Source organism: Schaedlerella sp., assembly GCF_056796775.1.
On sequence record NZ_JBQIKP010000004.1, the window covers coordinates 43,920 to 59,260 of the forward strand.

Below are 15,341 nucleotides of genomic sequence, written 5' to 3' on the forward strand. Positions count from 1 at the left end.
TTCCGGATACATTTTTTTGTTCATCCGGTTCTCCGCGTAATCACCGGTCTGTCTGCACGTCTAATTCCATCTGCTTCCCATCCAGCGCCGCATACAGCAGAGTTCCCTTGGCGTCATAGACCAGCTTCAAAGAAAAGAATGGATACCCTTCCTCCAAAAGCCGGAAGAAGATCTTATCCCCTTCCCAGATGTCCAGCTCCTGGATCTTTTTCTTTTCCACCCATTCCAGCTCTCCTTCGTCACAGGGAATCGCTTCTCCCTCAAACCCTTCCGCCGTATAGAGGGACATGTACTCCGTCACGTCCTCCCCATAGAGAAACGTCACGATTCCCCTGTATTTCCAGGACGTCAGCGTATATCCCGTCTCTTCCTTCACCTCACGGAGCAGACATTCCTCCGGGCTCTCCCCTTTTTCAAAATGTCCGCCCACACCGATCCATTTGTCCTTATTGATGTCATTCTTCTTCACCGTCCTGTGAAGCATCAAATATTGATCGTCTTTTTCGATATAACACAATGTACTCAAACTGACCATCATTCCAACCTCTTTTTTATCAACAGTATATTTGCATAGGCTGGCGGAAGAAGAAGCCGCAGTGGGCTGCGGCGACTGATGACAACGATGCCTATACAAATTTAGGCAAGCAAGATATACATAATATTTTGAGACAGTTCCTTAGCTCAAAGAACCCTCTCCAGCACTTCCTCTACCTTCTTCACCGGTATGATCTCCAGCTTCTCCTTCACTTCCTCCGCCACATCGTCCAGATCATCCACATTGTCCTCCGGTATAAATACCTTGGAAATTCCGGCCCGCTGCGCTGCCATCAGCTTTTCCGGCAGGCCGCCGATTGGCATCACCGTCCCCCGCAGGGACACCTCGCCTGTCATAGCATATTCCGGGCTCACCGGCTTTTTGGTCACTAAGGACGCCAGGGCCGTAGTCAGGGTGATCCCGGCTGACGGTCCGTCCTTCGGAACCGCGCCCGATGGCACATGGATATGCAGGTCATTGGTCTTGAATGCCTCCGCCGCTTCGGGATATCTGGATTTTACAAGGCTGACCGCAATCTGGGCGGACTCCTTCATCACATCCCCGAGCTGTCCGGTGACCTTCACCTTTCCTTCCCCTTTGGTAAATAAAGTCTCTACGAAAAGGATCTCCCCGCCTGCTGCCGTCCATGCAAGCCCGGTGACAATCCCCTGCTTCTTCTCCTCCAGCGCTTCCTCATGCCGGATGGGCTTCCGGTCCAAAAATTCCGGCAGCCTTTTGGGGCTCACCGTGATGCTCTTCTGCTCGCCCTTGACCAGCTTCACCGCCGCATATCTGCATAGGCCGTCCAGCCGCTTTTTCAGTCCGCGCACGCCGGATTCCCTGGTATAATCACTGATGATGGCCTGGACAGCCTGATCCGTCACTTTCAGGTTCTGGGCCTTGATTCCCATTCCCTTCATGGCTTTGGGCAGCAGATGCTTCCTCGCGATCTGGAACTTCTCCACCGCCGTGTAGCCCGGGAACTGGATCACCTCCATCCGGTTCAGCAAAGGCTCCGGTATCGTGTCCGTGGTATTGGCCGTACATACAAACAGCACATCCGACAGGTCGTAAGGCACATTCATATAATGATCCGTAAAATTATTATTCTGCTCCGGATCCAATACTTCCAGCAGCGCGCTTGCCGGATCGCCGCTGTAATCCCTGGACAGCTTATCCACCTCATCCAATACCATCACCGGATTGGAGGTCCCGCAGCGCTTCATCCCCTCCATGATCCTGCCCGGCATGGCACCCACGTAGGTTCTGCGGTGTCCCCGGATCTCCGCCTCGTCGCGCACGCCGCCTAAGCTGACCCGGACATACTTCCGGTGCAGGGCCTCCGCAATGCTCTGGCCGATACTCGTCTTTCCGGTTCCCGGCGCGCCTACAAACAGCAGGATCGAGCCGGACTGGCTCTGTTTGAGCGCCATCACCGCCATTTGCTGCACGATCCTCTGCTTCACCTTTTTCAGTCCGTAATGCTCGCGGTCCAGGATTTCCTCGGATTCTTTCAGATCCACATCCTCCGCGTCCATTTTTTTCCAGGACAGGCTGGTAACAAAGTCCAGATAGTCATAGAGCAGCCCGTACTCGTGGCTGTCCTTCCCTTCCTGCTTCATCCGGTTCAGAACCTTGTCGGCTTCCTTTCTCGCATCCTGGTTCATCCCGGAATCCTGGAGCTTTTGTTCAAACTTCCGGATATCGGAGACATTTTCCGGATGCATCTCGTCGAGCTGCCTCTGCAGAAAATCGATCTGCTTCTTGATGGCTTCTTCCCGATAGACCTTCTCGTGCTTCTCCTGCTGCGCCGTCTCCGCTTCCTCGCTGACTCTGGCCATCTCGATAAATTCATAGATTGCTTTTTCGATCCGTTCCATACGCTCGGATACCGTATCTGAGGCAAGGATCGCATATTTCTCATCGTCTGACAGTGTGAGATATCCGGACAGGGCAGATACCACCTCATTCATGGACTTCCAGTGCAGGACATAGCTGCGCGCCCAGATTCCCCACTGGAATCCCTGTATAAAATGAAGCAGCGTGGAGCGCATTTTCTCAAAACGCTCCTGGATCTCTTCGGACTCGATGTCCTCCTCCACTTTTCTGACTGACACCGACGCCTCAATGGCTTCCTCTGTCACCTGCAGATCCGATACCTCCACCCGCTCCCCGGTCTTGACGCTCACATTGCCGTCCCCGTCAATGGTCTCCAGTTCCCCGATCACACCGATCGGATAGAAATCTGACATGGTCATGTCCTTCCTGCTCTTATCCTCTTTCAGCATAAGAAACAGGAGCTGATCCCCCTTCTCGGCGCCCTGTGCCCCCAGATCCTTCAGTACGTCTTTCTTAAAATAATAGGTCACATCCGGCAAAATGATCATATCATAAATGGGTATTGTAATCATAACAGTCTCTCCTTCTGTCAGCACTCTATTCGACCGAGTGCTAACCTATTTGTAACCATACCACACTTCCCGTCATTTGTAAAGCATAGAGTCGCTTGAAGATAATTGCTGTTACAATTCATAGCCTGGCCGACCGTAAATTGTAACTAATTGATATATTTTATAGCTGGAATTCACTTCACCCGCATAAGCCAAAAGCGGAGTCGTAATACTTCTATATAAAAGAGTGATTTGCATGCATGATTACAAACCACTCCTTCGTATTCCTTATCGATCCTGCAGCAGGAAACGATCTTTCTCTGCTGTCCTGATCCGCATAAAAGCGAACTGCTTTTCTGATACTCAAAATCAGTCACGTTCGATGAGTCTTCCGTCTCTTACAGATTCGCGCTGTTCCCGCGCATAAACCTGTATTCCGCTACGGAACGGTCAAATCCTTTAATATGCCGGTACAGCCAGTCGATCACGTTGCGGTTCACCTGCTCTACAAATGCCGGCGTCGGCCCTTCCTCCTCCACAAGCATCTGGTGGAGCTCATCTACCACCTTTCTCAGCTTAGCATGCTCTTCTTTGTGCTCTTTTATCCCCGGATACTCCATTTCCTCCTGCAGCTTTTCCTCCGCCGTAAAATGGAAATCCGTATATTCCGCCAGATAGTCCAGCGTCTTGACCGCCGCCAGCTTGTCATTGCCGTCCTCACAGCTGTCCAGCAATCCGTTGATCTTGCCGATCAGTTCTTTGTGCTGGGAATCGATCATCTCGTTTCCTGTAATCAAGGTTTCGTCAAATTCTGCTCTCATCATGTTTCTTCCTTTCTCATTTATATATTCAATTGGCAAATGCTATACCAAATTCTTTTGCTTCTTGTTTACTTTCCGCAAGCTTAAGTACCATGCTGTTTTATTCAGCCGCGCATTACATCGCTTATATTCTTCCATTCTTAAACCGCATGATCATCTCATTGGTCAGGCTGTCCCTGGATGGCGTGACCGGAATCTCCTCCCGTTCGAACCACTCCGCCAGCGCCAGTTCTTCCTCATCCAGCCGGATCTCATCCGATCCGTCCAGATCACAGTAAAAGCCCATCAAAATGGTATCGCTGAACGCCCACGGCTGGCTTTTATAGTAGCGGATATTCTTCACCTTCAGCCCCACCTCTTCCATGACCTCCCGTGCCACGGTCTCTTCCATCGTCTCCCCGATTTCCGTGTAGCCCGCAAGGAGCGCATATTTTTTATATGTCCGCCCTGCATATTTGGAAAGCAGAAGCCGGTTTCCGTCTGTCACGCCGATGATCACGGCAGGGCAGATCCTGGGATATTCCATGGAACGGCATGTTTCACAATACAGCATCCGCTCTTTCCCGTCCGGCTTTGTGGGAGAACCACACTGTCCGCAGTACCGGTGGGCCTGATACCAATGGTATAACTGATGACCCGTAATTCCGGCAAATGCCCTGTACTGTGGTTCGGCCTGTCGGAAAACAGTCAGATCCTCCAGCTCAAAGTCAGACAGACAGTCCCCTTTTGCTTCCGTGACCAGATAATACCGTTCTTCATCTACCTGGAACAGATAGGTATAAGCTTTGTAAATCTCCGTATTTTCTTTCTCCAGATCCGCAAATCTTGGAAAAATGATCTCTTCTCCCGCTCGTTTCATCAGACAGGCGCGTCCTTCATAACACAAGGCTATACTGTCCCGGTCCGGCGGGACAGGACGGTATGCATTGTCCAGATGATGCGGAGCTATATCCTGTATCATGAGTTTTTTCCTCCGTGAAAAGAAGCCGCCACAGAATTATCCCATTCTCATAGCGGCCTGCATTTCATTTTTCACATCATTACACTCACGGCAAAATCCATTTGCTGTGAACATCGCGCCAACATCAGCCTTCGGAAAGAGCGGACAGAATATCGTCTATACTTTTGCCTGACTCCTCCACAGCTTTAAAGAGAGCTTCCTTCTTCTCTTCCTTGATCTGCTTATCTATCTCTTTTCTCTTACGCTTCAGTTCTTTGATCTGTTCCTCACATGCGGCAATCTCGTTATTCACTGCCTCAAGCTGTTCCTCTAATGTAAGATTTACCTGTTTTTTGCGTCCTCTCGCCATTTATGCAACCTCCTATATCATGTATTTTCGTAACCTCACACATACAAATTTATTTGATGCTATTTTTTGAAGCTACGCATTTCTTCTATTTTAACACTACTTTATAAAAAATACTATACATTTTTACTCTTTGTCCGCAAAAATATTTATCCAGAAATAAATCGTTACAGTTCACACGGCGTCGTGCTCCCTGCTGCACGGCGACCGGCCAATAAAGCAACATTTGCCATAATATCCAGCCCCTCGCCGAAGGCGACTAAAAATGGGCTGTATACTGTTACTGGAGCACCCAAAAGGTGTGAACAGTAACAATAAATCAACTGCCAATATACGAACGGCGCGGCGTCTGAGTATTTCTGATTTCAGATGCCACGCCCTGTTTTTCCTGAAATAGCCTCTACGTATTCCGGCTATTCCAGCAAAGATTCACTTTATGCAAATGTAATCACTGTCCCAGTCTTCCCCTCCAATGCTTCCAGCGCTTTGTCAAGGCTGGTGATAATCGCTTTTTTCTGTGGGTTCTGACGTACAAACTTCATGCAGGCTTCCACCTTCGGAAGCATACTTCCCGGAGCGAATTGCCCCTCTTCCACATACTGCGCCGCTTCTTTCAGGCTCATGGTATCCAGATTTTTCTGATTCGGCCTGCCCCAGTTGACCGCGGCCTTTTCCACTTCTGTCAGAATCATCAGAATATCTGCTTCCACCTGCTCCGCAAGCAGCTCAGCCGCATGATCCTTATCAATGACGGCAGCAACCCCTTCCAGTGTCCCGTCCGGATTCTCGACTACCGGAATGCCGCCTCCTCCGCAGGAAATCACAATTGTAGATTTCCACAGATTTTTAATTGCCTCTATCTCTACGATCTTTCTGGGGATCGGAGACGCAACCACTCTGCGCCATCCCCGGCCCGCATCCTCTTTCATCGTATATCCATTTTCCTCTTCCAGCTTCTTTGCCTCTTCCTCCGTATAAAACGGACCGATTGGTTTTGCAGGATTTTCAAAAGCCCTGTCGTCTCTGTCAACCACCATCTGCGTCGCGACTGTCACCACCGGGCAATGCTTATTCCGAATACTGAGCGCGTATTTTAATGCCTGTTGGATATGATACCCGATATATCCCTGGCTCATGGCTCCGCACACATCAAACGGCATTGCAGGTGTCAGATCCTTTGCGGCCTCAGAGGCCAGAAGGATTCTCCCGACCTGAGGTCCGTTTCCATGGACAATACTCATCTCATATCCCTGGGCGCTGATCTCCGCCAGCCTTTCGCAGGTCTGCCTGACCACTTCCAGCTGTCCTTCTGCTGTCGGTTTGCTGTCCTTGGACTGGAGCGCGTTCCCGCCCAGAGCAATTACAATTTTCGGCATGTTTTCACCTCTTCCTATGAAAAGAACTCCTATTTCGATGCCCTCGGTACATTCTTCGTCGCGCAGTGCACTCCGCCGCCCCGGATATTCAGCGCGGTACTGACAAACGGCACGATCTTTCTGTCCGGGAACACCTCCCGCAGCACAGCCAGTGCCTGTTCATCCCGCTTTTTAATGCTTTCCGGACGTCCTTCTTCCCAGTAATTCTGAGCGATCACGATATTGTTCAGGATCAAAAAGTTAATATAACTCAAGGCCGGCTGCATGATCATATCCCCTGTCGGCATCGGTGTTCCGTCATCCAGGAATTCATTTCCCTCCCCGTAACGGCAGGACCATGTATCATTGATCCAGTCTCCCGGTTTAGAATATACATAGAATGGCTCCGGAGCCGGCATACGCACGATCTTAAACGGATTTCCTTCTGCGTCTGTTGCATTTTTTAAAACTTCATAAGCGGCATCACAGCGCTCCTTCGTAATCCGGTGGGAGTTCAGGTTTGATGCCTCTTCTTCCGTAATTTCGGTGAGAAGGATCGTATTGGGTCCTACAAACCTTGCAAATTCATCCATGTGCCCATTTGCGGATGAGGAACGGTAAACCGGCTCTCCATCCACATAATCCAATACCCCTGAGGTGGTCAGCTCGTCGTCGAACACACCTTTCTCCAGCCAGAGCACTTTTTTCAAGTGGAACAATCTCTTCAGCTCTTCCTCTACCTCTTCGGTTGACATATGTGGATTACGCTTCGTCACCTCCGTATCACGCAATGCCATGAGCACACCGTTGCCGTTGAATTCCTTGTCTCCGCCTTCTGTAATCAGGGTGGAATTCACAAAATCCCGGCATCCGATTTCCAACGCGAGGTGGGGCGCGAACTTTGCGCATAATGTAGAAGTAACACTGTCAATGGTACTCTGACCATACATGTTAAATCTCGGATTGGCAAGGAGACGATGGCCCTTATCGTCCACCAGAATATCCGGGCCGTAGTCCCTTGTCCAGTTACTGCCGTCCGGGTAGGTCGTGATCACAACCTTTTCAATCTCCACTTCTTCCTCTGTCAAAGCCTTCCTGCAGCTTTCCACACGCTTCTGATCCGGACAGTTCACATAGACGGTCACACCCTCTGCCTGTTCCACAATAATCTTGATCAACTGTGCAAATGCTTTGTGCAGACTGTACCCTTTTATACATTCCGCCATTTCCGGCCATCCCAGGATCACGGCCTCCTGGGGTTCAAATTCCCCCGGTACGCGAAAATCTTCATAATCCAGCCCTCTGTAGTTTAAAATATCCATAAATGGTTCCTCCTTCTTAAGGTCTATCGCTTTAACTTCGCAAAATTACAAGTTGCATGCTATATATCATCTTTCTCCTAATACAGCTTTGATCACCGCTTTGATCGTGTGCTTTCGGTTGCCTGCTTCCTGGAAAATATATTTTGCGTTCTGTTCAAAGACTTCATCTGTCACTTCCATTCCGCCCTTTAAAAATTCACGCAGTTCCGGATCCTCTATTACGGACAGCAGCTTTTGTCCGGACGCGTGATCCATATTGTGTGTGGACGGCAGCATATGGATGACAATACAATCCGGATTTTCCGAACGTTCCAGAAGCTCTCTGTTCACCTGGTACGGACGAAAACGCACAATCCCCGGAAGCCATGTCTCCACAGGGTCTGTAAAGAATCCCCAGTTCTCTGTCGTGATCACATCCACGCCCTTGATTGCGTTGATATCATCCGTTTCAATAAATTTACATTCCGGGCTGTATTTCGCGAACAGTTCTTCTACAATTTTGCGCTTTCTCGCATCCATCTTGGTATCCCAGTTCGGAGATACTACTCCTTCGGGCACAAATTTGCGGAATGTAGCCTTTTCTGCTGCTGTCAGACCTTCCAGAGCCTCGTCCATTTCCATATAAGAGGTAATATAGGTAAAGTTCATACCAAGCATAGCACACATTACGCCATATGAGAAGGAGTTCACGGCACCGCCCCGCCCGATAAAGCACAATGTTTTCCCCTTATAGTTCTCCCGTCCCCAAACCTCGTCCAGTGTCATCGCGTCCGCCAGCATCTGGGTCGGATGCTGATGATCTGTGTATCCGTTGATGATCGGGATCGTACTGTCCTTTGCCATTTCAAGCAGCGTGCTGTGCTTAGCGCCCCGGTAGCCGATTGCACTGTACATCTCGCTGAATACACGCATGGAGTCTTTGATCGTCTCCGTATTTCCGAAATGCGAGTTTGAAAGAAATGTGGTTCCCATTCCCAGATCATTTGCGGAAGTCTCAAACGCGCAGCGGGTTCGTGTAGAATTCATTTCAAATAATAACAGAAAGTCCTCCCCGATATAGTCCTGATGTTTGATGTGTTCCTTACTTTCCTTTTTCAGCTGGATTGCAAGATCCAAAAGGTAACGGATCTCCTCCGGTGTAAAATCCTCCAATGCGAAAAAGTTTCTTCCTTTCAGTGAAATTGCCATTTTTGTTTTCTCCTTTATTATTGAATGCTTCTTACCACTTTGTTACCAGTTTGAATACCTTAGTTTGTCTACACGACTCCTTCTCATATCCGCTTTAACCAATCAAGGTCAATCCCAACGCAAATGCGAGGCACACCAGGAAGATCACAGCCAATGGTTTCCATACTGCCTTGATCCAGGATGTATAGTCAATCTTCGCGTACTGGGTACATGTCATAACCGCGATCGAAGTCGGTGTAAACATCTTGGCAATGCCAAGCGCAAAGTTATAAATAATGATCATCACATACGGCGGTACCCCTGCAAATGTCCCCAGAGGAACCATGACCGATATGGTTGCCCCTGCAAGCCCTGTAGAACTGGGAAGGAAGCATGCAAAGATCAGATAGATCACAAATGCCAGAATTACGAATATCACGACCGGCAGGGATCCCAGTGTCACCTCTGTAGCATGCAGGATGGTGGATGTAATATTTCCGGATGTCATGATCACCTGGATACCGCGTGCCATGGGAACGATCAGGGCCGTTGACACAAGCTCCGCCGCACCCTTGATTATAATATTAATGATCTTATCCAGGTCATACCCTGCCATAAATCCCGCAATCAGGCACATCACAAGCATCAATGCTGTCAATTCCGTAAAATACCAGTCTCCGAATGCCACCACGCTGCTTCCGATCACGGTGCTGATAACCGGTGTCGTATTCACCCATTCCGCAATTGATGCAAAAATTGTAAAATGCTCATTAATGGATGTCCATGGGAACAATGCCAGGAGCATGATCACGAAGGTCAGGACAAACACGATCACAAGCCCCTTCATATGCTTCACATCACTTACCGTATCACCCGCCTCTTCGGAATTGGAAAATTCCTTCATATCCTGATCCCGCCGGTAGAACTGCACGGATTTTTCCGGATGAGACTGCACTGTCTTCGCATACCAGCTGATCAGCACGGAAACAACTGCCGACAGCACGAAGAACAGAATCAGTCTTGGAATAATACCGTCTCCAAAAGAAATTCCTGCAATATCCGAAGCAATCCCTGTGGAAAACGGATTGATCGCTGATGCGGCACATCCAATCTGCGTACCGAATACAGAAATCATCACGACCGTAATCGTATCCATCCCCATCGCCAGGAAAATCGGCAGGAACAAGGATACATAAATGGCACATTCTTCATATGCCCCCTGTGACGTACCAAGGAATGACAGAATAAATACAAGGATTGTTATCAGTATATAAGGCTTTTTCTGAAATTTTTTTGCCACGGATGTCAGCGCAAATCCGATGACACCTGTCTCTTCCATCATCTTCAGGAAGCTCCCGAAAAGCATGATGTAAAGGGAAATGGAAATCGCCCCGCTCACCGCGCCATTTCCGACCATACCTACGATCGGCGCAGTGATCACGTCCCAAAGCCCCTGCGGATTGGCTGGAAGCTCTTTGTAAGTCCCGGCAATCGCATATCCGGCCTCATCCAATTCATATTCCCCTCCCGGAATGAACCAGGTCAGAATTGCCATGAATGCAATTACAACAAATATAACTACATAGGAATTCAGACCCTTCTTTTCTTTTTTCTTTTTTTGAGTTTCTCCCATTGTTGACTCACCTTCCTTTTCATTTGTCTGTATTTTCTGTTTTTTCCTTGTGTATTTTATTTTAGTAAAAATATTTTCCGAAATATATTGTCTGAACCCACAAAGTCAGTTCAAAAGATTTGTATGAATCACCAATCCAAAAGCGCCCTGCTATCAGCTTTTCTGCCTCCTGATGATAAAAACGTAATCTTCAAAACAGCATGTTCCAAACAGACGTGAAAAAAGAGACTGTCAGCAGGCAGCCCCTTCATTCTTTAAAATACACCAAATAAATTTGTCAGCAGCACAATTATCGGCAGTGCGATCAGCGTCTTTTCTATAAATATAAAGCACAGATCTTTCAACTTGACCGGAACTTTCGAGGAAATCATAATCGATCCGATCTCCGTAATATATACGATCTGAACCAATGACAGTGCCCCCAGTATAAATCTGGTTTTCACCGACTCCACTCCCGCAAGCAGCACAGACGGCAAAAACATGTCAATAAATCCAATGATTGCCGCAGGCGCCACCGCAAATGCATCCTCAATCCCAAATAACCGCAGATAATATCCGAACGGAACGGAAAGCCATTTAAAAATCGGTGTATATGCCTCCACCATACATGCAATCGTACCAAAAGCCATTACGATCGGAGCCGTCTGAAATACGATCCCCATAAAGGTACTCAGCCCGCTAAGCAGGATCTGCCTCACCCCCGGTCCCTTAGCCGCCTTTTCTACAGCCAGCTTCAACGCCCACTGATGCATGGTATATCCTTCAATTTCCTCCTCCTTGACCTGTTTTCCTACATCAGGACAGAACTCGTCCGGATACAGACGAAGCGGCGGGATCCGGATCATGAGCGCCGCACTTACGAAGCCGGTAATTGTCACGATCAGATAAAAGGGAATAAACAAATGATCCACACCGATCATTGCGGCGATTACAAGGCTGAATGGAAGCGACACGGCAGAAAAACAACATGCGATCACAATGGCTTCTCTCGCCGTATAATATCCCCGCTCATACTGCTTAATAGTAAGCACCGCACCCACCGTATTGCTTCCCAGCCAGGATGCCAGCAGATCCACCGCCGCTCTTCCCGGCAGATGGAACACCGGCCTGGTCACCCTGCGCAGCAGCGTACCGACATAATCCATAATTCCGAAATCCATCAGTAGCGGAATCAAAAAAGCTGCTGCCATAAACCACACGGTAATCGTCTTTAATAATCCCAGCATGGTTCCGCCGGTATCCGGGGAAACCACAGCTTCAAAGCCGATTTCAAAATACACCATCACCGCAAATACCATTCCCAGAAGACGGCAGATATAATAGAAGGTACTGCATGAAAAAATCGCGTTCAGGCGTTCACTTTTTATAATCCATTCCGGTTTCAAAAATTTTCTGATCGTAGAAAGCACTGCTGAAAGGACAATTGCAATTGTCACCACAGCTGAAATCACCGGCGCAAGCAATACCTGCAGTGCATCCGTAATAATTCCGATTAATATGGTCATATTTCCATGCCATTTGATCGGCAGCAGGAAAATGACCGTCCCCAAAAGAGACGGGAGGATAAATCTGCATAATTCCCCTCCGCTATAACTTTTTTTGCCTTTACTCTCCATATTTTTTTCTCCTGTACATCCATGTTATTTACGCGCCGCGCCGTCCCCACCAAAAACGTTTCATCTTCTCATAGTATACCCATAGGCATCCCATCATGGTCTTTTCATAAAGTATAATTTTTAAATTCTGTTTTTTCTATTGTATGCATCCACAAAATTTTGCCCCTATTTTTATATTCTGCACCAATTTACATTTTGCTTTTCTTGTATTTAAATTTAATTAATCTTTCAGTAACTAAATTTACCATAATCATCTTTGCATATTCAGGAAACAATGATATAATCAGCAGATAAGGTGGTGGCTAAATGGAAGAAAATCTATTAAATTACACATTTCATAATGATTTTAAGGAGGTTTCCATCCGAGATCTACTCAATACAAAACCGATGGTTTCCTGCGATATGATCATAACTGAGGAGGGATTGGAGCACATTATAAAAAGCGCAACCGTCATGGACGTGGAGGATATAGAGAATTGGCTGCATGAAGGCGATATTCTGATTGTAAGCCGTTTCATGCGTACTTGTCTCACTGAGAGCTTTATCAATACTCTGCACCGGAAAAAAATTTCCGGCGTGATCACGCACAAGCTGTATGAAAAGTATATCACTGAGGAACAAAAAGAGTTGTTGATCAAATATCACATTCCTCTTATATTTATTGAAGATCACGTTCCATGGAGCAGTATGATCGTTCTGATCCAGAATCTGATCATCAATAATCAAACACAGTACCTTGTAGAAAATCAGAATTTTCAGAATTCTATTATCAACTATCTGTCCAATAATTACCTGCTGAACAGCCTTTGCGAAATTGTGCATAACCTGACAAAAATCACGATCGCTCTTGCAGACTATAATCTTCGGATTCAGGACAGCTCTAATGACAACGACTGGAATTCGGAGCTTCGGAATCTGAGAGTCAGTACTCTTTTACAGCGCATTCCTGTCGGGGAAAATTTCAACGGCACTGCCATGAACGGATATAAATACCATGACAATTCTGTCAATGAACAAGATCAGTATTTTATCATCCCTTCCCATATTTCAAAATTTACTTCTGCATTTTATATTATTGTAAAATACCGTTCATCTGCCGAGACGCTTCCTCCTGAACTGATCTGCCGACTGGAAACAATCATGTCCATATATTCTCTGAAAATCAGTATTACGGCAGAATTTGAGAAATCAAACTATTACTTCAAAAGTGTTGTTTTTGAAAGTCTCCTTGACCTGCCGCACGAGGACCGTGCCCGCAAAAAGCAGATCAGCCTGAGTCTGAATACAGAATTGAGCAACAGCTATTATCTGCTCTTAATCAACAGCCGCAAAGACTTAAATCTCTTTAATAACGTGGAGCTATTGACCGGATTTATCAATCATTTAAAGCATATCAGGCTCTACAATAATAAATTTCTTGTGTTTTTATATAAAGAACAATGGGTGATTCTGATTGATGATAAAGTACGATCCATAAAAGATGTGGGCATGCAGCTCTATGATGCCCTGTCCACTTATTTTAATTCCTCCCACTTTATTATGGGGATCAGTGACCTCCATCGCTACTATGATCTGCGGAGGGCATATAATGAAGCCGTATTTACTTTGAATTATGTCAGAAACAGGCAGGACAGCGTTTCTCTGCTTATATATGGAGAGCTGGGGATCATCAAGCTGTTTACGGACAGCAACGGCAACATCAACGATGCCTACCTGGACGAGTTGTACCAATTATACTTGAGACCGATCCTTGAATATGACAGGAAGCATTCCTCCGACCTCTATTTTACCTTGGAATCTTTTTTTTCGAATGAGCTTTCCTATAAGCTGACCAGCGAAAAACTATTCATTCACGTCAATACGCTGCATGCGCGAATTTCGAAAATCGAACACCTGATCCATGTCAGTTTTTCCAATCTGGACAGTATCATAGGGCTCCGGCTTACGATTCTACTGAACCAGTTTGACTACTTTTCACATTACAGGAGCCACCCTGCCTGAGATGGATGTATCTCAGGCAGGGTGGCTCCGAGAACCGGAGATCTCCGGAACTATTTTATTTTTTCTTACTGCTATGAAGCAACGCGCAAAGCATGACCAGAATGCTTCCTGCCCCCAGGAGAAAGTCGCCCAGATTGAAGGTCAGCTTCGTAATCTTTTCCCACCTGGTCTGAAATCCCACATAATCGATCACGTAGCCGCGGAACCACCGGTCAAAAGTATTGCTCCACGCGCCTGCCGTCATCAGCGACAGGCCGATCTTCTTCACGCAGTGCTTCTTCCGCGTCAGCGTAAGCAATTGATAAATGGTCAGGAGCACTGCCGCATATGCCGAAGCATACTTTACGGCCTCCGGCCTCTCTTCCAGCAGATTCATGCAGAATCCGCGATTATAGACCTTGCGCAGGATCACCTTTCCCTTGCAGGCCGTCCGCTCTTCCTTCCGGGTCATATATCCTTCTATGACAGACTTGGCCGTAATATCCAGAAGTGCCAGACAGGCCGTAATACTGATCAATAATAAAATTCCCATAACCATCGTCCTGCTTTATGATTCTGTCTTTGCTTCGTCCACATGCTCTGCTGCCGTTTCCGCAATGTCTTCCGCCTTCTCTGCCACAGCTTCCGCAACTTCTTCCACTTTCTCAGCCGCCGCTTCCGCTGCTTCTTCCGTCTTCTCAGCCGCCACGTCTACTGCTTCTTCCACTGCTTCCGCAACGTCCTCCGCTGCCTCCTCGACGATCTCCGGCATCTTATGTCCGCAGAATGGGCAGTATGCCATGCCTTTTCCAACGGTCTTTCCGCAATCCTCGCACTGGGAATCACCCTTTACATCGGAAATCTTCTGCAGGCATTCCGCAATGCTCTCTTCTCTGCTCTGAATAGCCTCGCACAGCCCTGCAGCTTCTTCACCTACCTCTGTCCCGGACTTAAACTGGTCGTAAACCGCAAGCCCAAGCTCTGCCAGGTCACTGTCGTTCTCCCTTTCCAGTGTACGGATCTGGCTTTTCAGCTTCTGGATCTCCATCGCCTCTCCCGCTTTGTTCGTTACGCTCTCAGCAGTTTCACCCAGACGCTTTCCCAAATCCTCCAAAAAATTTCTCATATCAACACAGCCCCTTTCATTGGTTTATAATTTGGCATGCAACTGTTCAGCTTACACAGTTACGTTCACTAGTCTTCATTATACCCCAT

The 15,341-nt window shown here is 47.5% G+C and carries 13 protein-coding genes; 1 reads left to right on the forward strand and 12 read right to left on the reverse strand.

Annotation, left to right across the window (positions count from 1 at the left end):
- Positions 1–40 precede the first annotated feature (40 nt).
- From ACTOY7_RS03325 to ACTOY7_RS03370, 10 genes are all read right to left on the reverse strand, one after another.
- A complete protein-coding gene (locus tag ACTOY7_RS03325; RefSeq protein ID WP_482671245.1) occupies positions 41–535 on the reverse strand; it encodes an NUDIX hydrolase in 495 nt (164 codons plus the stop codon).
- 146 nt (positions 536–681) lie between these two features.
- Complete coding sequence (gene lon / locus ACTOY7_RS03330; RefSeq protein ID WP_160281555.1) at positions 682–2,946, reverse strand: endopeptidase La; 2,265 nt, start codon at positions 2,944–2,946, stop codon at positions 682–684.
- 377 nt (positions 2,947–3,323) lie between these two features.
- On the reverse strand, positions 3,324–3,746 hold the full coding sequence (locus ACTOY7_RS03335; protein ID WP_160281570.1) for a bacteriohemerythrin: 423 nt from the start codon (positions 3,744–3,746) through the stop codon (positions 3,324–3,326).
- 124 nt (positions 3,747–3,870) lie between these two features.
- Positions 3,871–4,707, reverse strand: a complete 837-nt coding sequence (gene nudC / locus ACTOY7_RS03340) for an NAD(+) diphosphatase (protein WP_482671235.1) — start codon at positions 4,705–4,707, stop codon at positions 3,871–3,873.
- A 124-nt stretch (positions 4,708–4,831) separates the two neighbouring features.
- Entirely contained in the window at positions 4,832–5,056 is a 225-nt protein-coding gene (locus ACTOY7_RS03345; protein ID WP_004082780.1) for a hypothetical protein, read from the reverse strand.
- A gap of 431 nt (positions 5,057–5,487) precedes the next feature.
- Positions 5,488–6,429, reverse strand: a complete 942-nt coding sequence (arcC, locus tag ACTOY7_RS03350; RefSeq protein WP_285823848.1) for a carbamate kinase — start codon at positions 6,427–6,429, stop codon at positions 5,488–5,490.
- 29 nt (positions 6,430–6,458) lie between these two features.
- Positions 6,459–7,730 (reverse strand): agmatine deiminase family protein, encoded by a 1,272-nt coding sequence (locus ACTOY7_RS03355; RefSeq protein WP_285823847.1) that lies wholly within the window; start codon positions 7,728–7,730, stop codon positions 6,459–6,461.
- 66 nt (positions 7,731–7,796) lie between these two features.
- The gene (locus ACTOY7_RS03360) at positions 7,797–8,918 is read right to left on the reverse strand and encodes a Rossmann-fold NAD(P)-binding domain-containing protein (protein WP_004082786.1); all 1,122 of its coding nucleotides are present in this window, start codon (positions 8,916–8,918) and stop codon (positions 7,797–7,799) included.
- A gap of 94 nt (positions 8,919–9,012) precedes the next feature.
- Positions 9,013–10,530 carry a YfcC family protein gene (locus tag ACTOY7_RS03365; RefSeq protein WP_482670431.1) on the reverse strand — a complete coding sequence of 506 codons (1,518 nt, stop codon included), beginning with the start codon at positions 10,528–10,530 and terminating at the stop codon, positions 9,013–9,015.
- Between the two features lie 254 nt (positions 10,531–10,784).
- The gene (locus tag ACTOY7_RS03370) at positions 10,785–12,146 is read right to left on the reverse strand and encodes a YjiH family protein (protein ID WP_160281550.1); all 1,362 of its coding nucleotides are present in this window, start codon (positions 12,144–12,146) and stop codon (positions 10,785–10,787) included.
- A gap of 306 nt (positions 12,147–12,452) precedes the next feature.
- On the opposite strand from ACTOY7_RS03370, the gene ACTOY7_RS03375 reads away from it, so the two are divergent.
- A complete protein-coding gene (locus ACTOY7_RS03375) occupies positions 12,453–14,147 on the forward strand; it encodes a helix-turn-helix domain-containing protein (protein ID WP_160281549.1) in 1,695 nt (564 codons plus the stop codon).
- Between the two features lie 55 nt (positions 14,148–14,202).
- Here the strand turns inward: ACTOY7_RS03375 and ACTOY7_RS03380 are convergent, their stop codons facing one another.
- Together ACTOY7_RS03380 and ACTOY7_RS03385 are read right to left on the reverse strand one after the other, a co-directional pair.
- Positions 14,203–14,679: a signal peptidase II gene (locus ACTOY7_RS03380; protein WP_482670430.1), complete on the reverse strand. Its 477-nt coding sequence runs from the start codon at positions 14,677–14,679 to the stop codon at positions 14,203–14,205.
- Between the two features lie 15 nt (positions 14,680–14,694).
- Positions 14,695–15,252 carry a zinc ribbon domain-containing protein gene (locus ACTOY7_RS03385; protein ID WP_160281547.1) on the reverse strand — a complete coding sequence of 186 codons (558 nt, stop codon included), beginning with the start codon at positions 15,250–15,252 and terminating at the stop codon, positions 14,695–14,697.
- Positions 15,253–15,341 lie beyond the last annotated feature (89 nt).